This window comes from Streptomyces sp. NPDC059900, from assembly GCF_050270335.1.
Taxonomy (GTDB): Bacteria; Actinomycetota; Actinomycetes; order Streptomycetales; family Streptomycetaceae; genus Streptomyces.
This window is the reverse complement of sequence record NZ_JBNNJZ010000527.1, coordinates 1-5,658: the sequence shown is the minus strand read 5'-3', so window position 1 is coordinate 5,658 and position 5,658 is coordinate 1. Positions and strand designations below refer to the sequence as shown.

The window sequence follows — 5,658 nt, the reverse complement described above, 5'->3', positions numbered from 1 at the left end:
TCTGTGGGGTGCTCTGGGGGGCTGTGACCGAGCCGGTCGGGGCCGTGATTACGGCTCTGCGGCGAGCCCGCCCGGATGGGCCTCGGCCTCGATCGCCGTCTCCGTGTCATCCGTGGGGAGGTGGCGGCAGCTGGGCGACGATCCGTGCGCCTCGGCGCGGATGCGCTGCTTCATCGTGGGCGGCAAGGACCGTTCGTACGCTGCTGCCCAGTAGGCCGCCAGTGGTGCCGTCATGGTCGGCGCGCTCTTGCATGATTCCGTGGCCTGCTGCACCGGCGTGGCCGCCGCTGCCGTCGTGGTGAATCCCAGCGTGGCGAAGAGTGCGAGGAAGGCGGTGATGAGCGTGGTCCACAGCTTCATGGCCTTGGAGCCGGTCATGGCTTCTCACTTTCGGGTTGGGCGATTTGCGTACTTTCCTCATGATGTGTATGTGGGGCCGGGAGTGGGGGACCGACGCTCGTGGCGCGTCGATGTTCAGATGAACACCACCCGAATGGCCGTAAAAGGGCCTTGAGGGGCCCGGGAGGGGCTCGGGTGAGGTCAGGAGCATCGAACATCCCAGCGGGCCGTGAGGCGGCAAGGGGGCGGTGATACCCGAATCGACTGCTGTGTCCGGAGCGGGAGTTGGGGTGGATCCAGGTCACCGATCGATATCGATCGGTGTGTATAGTCGGGCGCCAGAGGTCCCTTACGTCAAGAAAGACGAGGTCGCGCGGTGAAGAAGCTTCTCCTGGTCGCACTGGCCGCCATCGGCGGGCTCCTCGTGTACCGCCAGATCCAGGCGGATCGCGCCGAGCAGGATCTGTGGACGGAGGCGACTGACTCCGTGCCCACGGGTTCGTGAGTACAGACGACAGTCTCGTCACAGGGCCCCGGCCGCTTCTGCGGCCGGGGCCCTGTGCTGTCCGGATCTTTCCGTCCTCCTGTCTTCGCGTGCGCAAGCCGTCGCCTTGCGTGAGCAAAGGTTGTCGGGTGTCCGCGCGGGCATGAGTGGGCGGGACTGCTGGGTGTGGCATCGGGGAGGGGTGGCACGTGATGGGGCGGGTGTGCGGAGGCCGGGCGGCTCTGGCCGCGGGAGCGGCGCTGTGCGTGGGAGCGGCGCTGTGCGTGGTGACGGCACTGCCGGGAGCGGCCGCGGCTGCGGGAGGGCCGAGCCCGTACGTCTTCGCCGACCGGGCGCTGCCGGTCGAAGGCGCGAAGAAGAGCGCGGGCAGCGCGAGTCTGACGCCGGGGTCGACGTACAAGAGCTCCCTCGCGCGCGGCGGGAAGTTCTACTACCAGCTCCGACTCGATGCCACGGAGACCGTGTACGTCTCGGCCACCGCCGTCCCTGGGCCGGATTCCCGGGTTGTCTACGGAGACGGCGTCGAGGTGTCCTTACAGGACGCGAGCGGCAACAACTGCAACTCCCAGGACGCCCGTTTCGGCACGTCGCAGAGCCCGCGGCCCATCACCGCCTGGGCGGTACGGGAGGTCGGCCCCGCCGAGAACCGGTGCAAGGCGGCCGGCACGTACTACGTGGTGGTCGAGCGGAACACCCGGCCCGGATCCAGTACGGAAACGTGGGACACGGAGCTCCGGGTCGTCTCGGAGCCGGGAGTGGCCAAGGGCGCCTCCACGCTGCCGCCTGATTCGTGGAACTCCGCCTCGCCCACGCCTCCCGCAGGTGAGCGCACGGAACGCAGGGGCGGCACGGGTTACAACGACGCCCGTGCGCTGCGGGCGGGCGTCTGGGGGGACCGGATCGAGCCCGGCCAGACGCTCTTCTACCGCGTGCCGGTCGACTGGGGGCAGCAGATCTCCGCCAGTGCCGAGCTGGGCAGCGCGAGCGGAGGCCGGGACGAGTACGTCCCCGCGGCGCTCGTCATGTCACTGTCCAATCCACTGCGCGCCCGCGTCGACGAGGCCGACACGGCCTACGACGGCAAGCAGAGCACGGCCGCGCTGGATCCCCTGGCCCCCGTCGCGTACGAGAACCGCTACTCCCCGATCGACGGCGTGACCGGGACGCGGGTCGCCGGGTGGTACTACCTCGCGGTCCATCTCAGCCCGAAGGTCGCCGGACAGTTCGGCAAGAGGCCGCTGGATCTGACGCTGCGGGTGGGCGTCGACGGCAGTGCGAAGGAGGGGCCCGCGTACGCGGGGACGGCGCGGCCCGCGGACCTGTTCAGCGTCTCGGGGCGGGACGAGGAGGCCGCGGAGCGGGGCGAGACGGCTGCCGCGAGCGGCGGCGGCGGGGACGGGACCGCGAGCGGGAGCGGCAGTGGTGGCGGTTCCGTCGGCAGGGCCGCCATGAGGGTGGTCGCCGCCAGTGGATTCGGTGCCGGGGCCCTGATCCTGGTCATCCTGGGCGTGTGGACGCTGGTCGGGCGGCGACGGGCGGCCTGATTCAGGTCCCCCGGTCCGGTCTGCATTCAGGTCCCGGTCAGGTCTGCATTCAGCTCCCCGGTGCGGCCTGCGTTCAGGTCTGTGCCAGGGCCCAGAAGCCCACCGCGAAGCACACCAGTGCCGCAAGCAGCATCGGGATCGCCACCTTCGCGGGCGGCCCTCCCCGTTTCTGCCGCCGTCGCCGCGAAGCCGGCCGGCTCTGGAGCGGAGCCTGCGGGGCCTGCGGAGCCTGCGGGGTGTGAGCGGTGTACGGATGAGCAGCGGCCGGTGCGGGAGATGCGGGATGCGCCGGTGTCATCACAGAGGGTGACGGATCCTGCGTCGGTAACTGATGCCTCTGCAACGGGTGACTCGGTAACTGGTGACTCTGCAACTGGCCGAGGGCCTGAGCCGGTACTTGGACCGGGACCTGCGCCTCGTAAGGGGCGTCAAAGGGGACGTCGTAGGCGGAGTCGTACAGCGAAGGGACACGGGGGGACTGAGCGGGGGGCGGGGGAGGCGTCACCGGTTGCTGCGGCAGCGGCAGTTGCTGCGACGGCGGAGTCAGCGGTGGAGTGGGCGGAAGGCCTCCCGTCCGCGGTGCGGAGAGCGGCGGGGGCGGTACGGCGGGCGGTACAGCGGGCGGAGCGAAGTCCGGCTGCGGCGGGGCCGTCAGGGGTCCGTCGGGGCCGAAGCCCCGCGGAAGCGGGCCCAGTTGGTCGAAGATCCCGACGATCTCGTCGTCGGGCCCCGGCTCGGGCAGCAGCTCGACGGCCGCGTTCAAGTCCCTGCGCGCGCTCGTGGCGGTGCGGAACCGCTTGTTCGGATCCGGCTGGAGGAGCAGGGCGACGACCTGCCACAGCGGTTCCGGCACGCCCTGCGGCGCCCTTGGAGTGCCGTGATCGGCGAAATGCTCGACCAGAGCCTTGGTGTCCGGCTTGGCCCCTTGCAGCAGATGCAGGGCCACCAGGCCGACGGCGAAGAGGTCGGCCGGAAAGTCCGGCTCGGCACCCATCATCTGCTCGGGAGCGAAGTAACCGGGCGTCCCCACCACGTAGTCGGCCTCGGTCAGGCGTGGCTCGCCCTTGCGCATCGAGATGCCGAAGTCCGAGAGCCGCAGGTGCGGCCGTGCGTTGCCGGTGACTTCGAGCAGGATGTTGGCCGGTTTGATGTCACGGTGCACGACCCCCTCGGCATGCACAGCCGCCAGACCGGAGAGCAACTGGTCCAGGAGCGTGCAGACCAGGCGGGGCGGCAACGGGCCGTAGTCCCCGATGACATGAGCCAGCGAGCCGCCGGCGACCAGGGCCATGGTGAACAGGACCTTGTCGTCGTCGGCGGCCCAGCTGGCGGGCGCGAGCACATGGGGGTGGTCGATCCGCAGCGCCTGCTCGCGCACGAAGCGCAGCAGCGTGTGCGCGTCGCGCTGTTGCAGGACCTTGGCGGCCACATAAAGGCGTCGCCGGTGGTCCCAGGCGCGCCAGACCGCTCCTACTCCCCCGCGGCCGATCGGGTCGACCAGTTCGTAGCGGCCGGCGAAGACCTCACCCATGGTCGCGCATTGCTTCCTCTCCGGGCCGCCCGGTGGCCCGGCCGGCGGCTCAGTTCTGGTGCGCCTCGTAGTGGGCGACCGCGTCCGCGGTGCGTCCGGCGCCGTACACCCGGAGGAACTCTGCCAGTTCCGGGTGGGTCGGGGCGAGGGAGTCCGCGGCATCGATGATGTCGCCCGCCGCCGCGACGGAACGCAGCAGTGACTGGATTTCGCGCACCACACGCTTCACCGTGGGCGCACCCGAAGGCAGCGGCGACTGCGCGGTGTTGGTCAGGACGGAGCCGCCCTGGGATTTCCTGATCTCGTCCATGCGGTCGGTGGCCTCGGCGGCGCTCACACTGCCGTCGGCGACCTGGCCCGCCAGCTCCTGGAGGAGCTGCACGCGCTGGACGACCGCAGGGTTGCCGATCTTGGCGCGCTGCCCGCTCATCAGCTGGGACAGCATGGGCGCGGACAGACCGAGGACGCCGGCGAGGCGTGCCTGGTTGAGGCCCAGATCATCGATGAGACGGCGGAAGAGCGCCCCCAGCGGCTCCCCGTACCAGTTCCGCTGGAGCTCTCGTGCTCTCGCGGTCGTCTCTTGTTGTGCGGCGTCCATTGCGTCTCCCCATCGCTTCCCCAAAAAACCGTGGTTCGCTGCCGCGAACCACGCCGAGCATCTTACGGAGCGTGGTCGTTCACCGGGACCCCCAATCCTTTTGCGAGATCTGGGGGGTGACCCGGTACTCTGGTCTGCGTTGCCCACCGGAGCGGGATTCTTCCGGATGGGTGCGCCGTTTTCGGGGCCTTAGCTCAGTTGGTAGAGCGCTGCCTTTGCAAGGCAGATGTCAGGAGTTCGAATCTCCTAGGCTCCACAGGAACGCCGTAGGGCGGACCACCTCACCGGTGGTCCGCCCTACGGCGTTGTTCGTGCTTCCGCGCAGGTAAGCGCGGGTGGCGCAGCCAGGCGCCGGGTCAGCGCAGGTCGTCGCGCTCCGACGCCTCGGACTCGGCCTGCTTGGCCTGGACCTCGGGGTCGAGGGAGGCCTGACCGCTGCCGTCGACCGAAGTCAGCGGCGTGCTGTCGGGGACCTCCGTCGCGGCCGGCGGCTCGACGAGCCAGTCCGGGTTCGCCTGCTTGTCCCACCACTTCCATGCGGCGATCGCGCCGCCCGCCACGATGCCGGTGACGACGAGAACCTTGGCCAGGCGCCCGGCGCGAGCCCGGCGGTTGTGCTTGCGGGTCAGCCGCCGGATCTCCTTGGGAGACACCTCGCCGCGCAGGGCGGACAGCGCCGCGGACCCGCGGGACGCCGCCTCCTCACGGACGGGCTGGGCGGCGGCCACGGCGCTCTCGATCCGCGGCTTCGAATAGTCGGCGGCCTGCCGGGCTGCCTCACGGGCCTGCGCGGCTGCCTTGCGGGTGCGGACAGCGGCTTCGTGCGCGGCGTGGTCGACCTTCGGCGGCACGTGCGCACGGGCCTGCTCGATGCGCGGGCCGACATGAGCGCCGTACTGGACACGGGCTTGCTCGGCGGCCTGCGACACCTTGGGCGCGAGCCGTACGCGGGATTCGTGCGCGTAGTGGACGGCCTGGTCCTTGGCCGTGCCGGCGTAGGGGGCCACCGCCTCCGCGGCATGCCGCACGCTGTCCCTCGCCGAACCGGTCGCGGCGCGCACGCTGTCGATGCGGGTCACGGGATCCTCCTCCTCGGTGGCTTATAGGTATGTCACCTTTCCACCCTTTACAGGATCATGCC

At 70.4% G+C, this 5,658-nt stretch carries 6 protein-coding genes and 1 tRNA gene; 3 read left to right on the top strand and 4 right to left on the bottom strand.

Annotation, left to right across the window (positions count from 1 at the left end):
- Nucleotides 1-48: 48 nt before the first annotated feature.
- On the bottom strand, nt 49-378 hold the full coding sequence (locus ACQKIP_RS38120) for a DUF6344 domain-containing protein (protein WP_365859356.1): 330 nt from the start codon (nt 376-378) through the stop codon (nt 49-51).
- 337 nt (nt 379-715) lie between these two features.
- Here ACQKIP_RS38120 and ACQKIP_RS38115 point away from each other — a divergent pair, with 337 nt between their 5' ends.
- A complete protein-coding gene (locus ACQKIP_RS38115; protein WP_003999697.1) occupies nt 716-844 on the top strand; it encodes a DLW-39 family protein in 129 nt (42 codons plus the stop codon).
- Between the two features lie 191 nt (nt 845-1,035).
- A complete protein-coding gene (locus ACQKIP_RS38110) occupies nt 1,036-2,388 on the top strand; it encodes a hypothetical protein (RefSeq protein ID WP_365859445.1) in 1,353 nt (450 codons plus the stop codon).
- A 73-nt stretch (nt 2,389-2,461) separates the two neighbouring features.
- Here ACQKIP_RS38110 and ACQKIP_RS38105 read toward each other — a convergent pair whose 3' ends face one another.
- Both ACQKIP_RS38105 and ACQKIP_RS38100 read right to left on the bottom strand, forming a co-directional pair.
- On the bottom strand, nt 2,462-3,919 hold the full coding sequence (locus tag ACQKIP_RS38105; protein ID WP_365859354.1) for a serine/threonine-protein kinase: 1,458 nt from the start codon (nt 3,917-3,919) through the stop codon (nt 2,462-2,464).
- A 49-nt stretch (nt 3,920-3,968) separates the two neighbouring features.
- Entirely contained in the window at nt 3,969-4,517 is a 549-nt protein-coding gene (locus tag ACQKIP_RS38100; protein ID WP_361200327.1) for a helix-turn-helix domain-containing protein, read from the bottom strand.
- Between the two features lie 183 nt (nt 4,518-4,700).
- Between ACQKIP_RS38100 and ACQKIP_RS38095 the strand changes: the two genes are divergently transcribed.
- Nucleotides 4,701-4,773 (top strand) — tRNA-Ala (locus ACQKIP_RS38095).
- A gap of 100 nt (nt 4,774-4,873) precedes the next feature.
- Here the strand turns inward: ACQKIP_RS38095 and ACQKIP_RS38090 are convergent.
- A complete protein-coding gene (locus ACQKIP_RS38090) occupies nt 4,874-5,596 on the bottom strand; it encodes a DUF5324 family protein (protein WP_365859352.1) in 723 nt (240 codons plus the stop codon).
- Between the last annotated feature and the right edge of the window lie 62 nt (nt 5,597-5,658).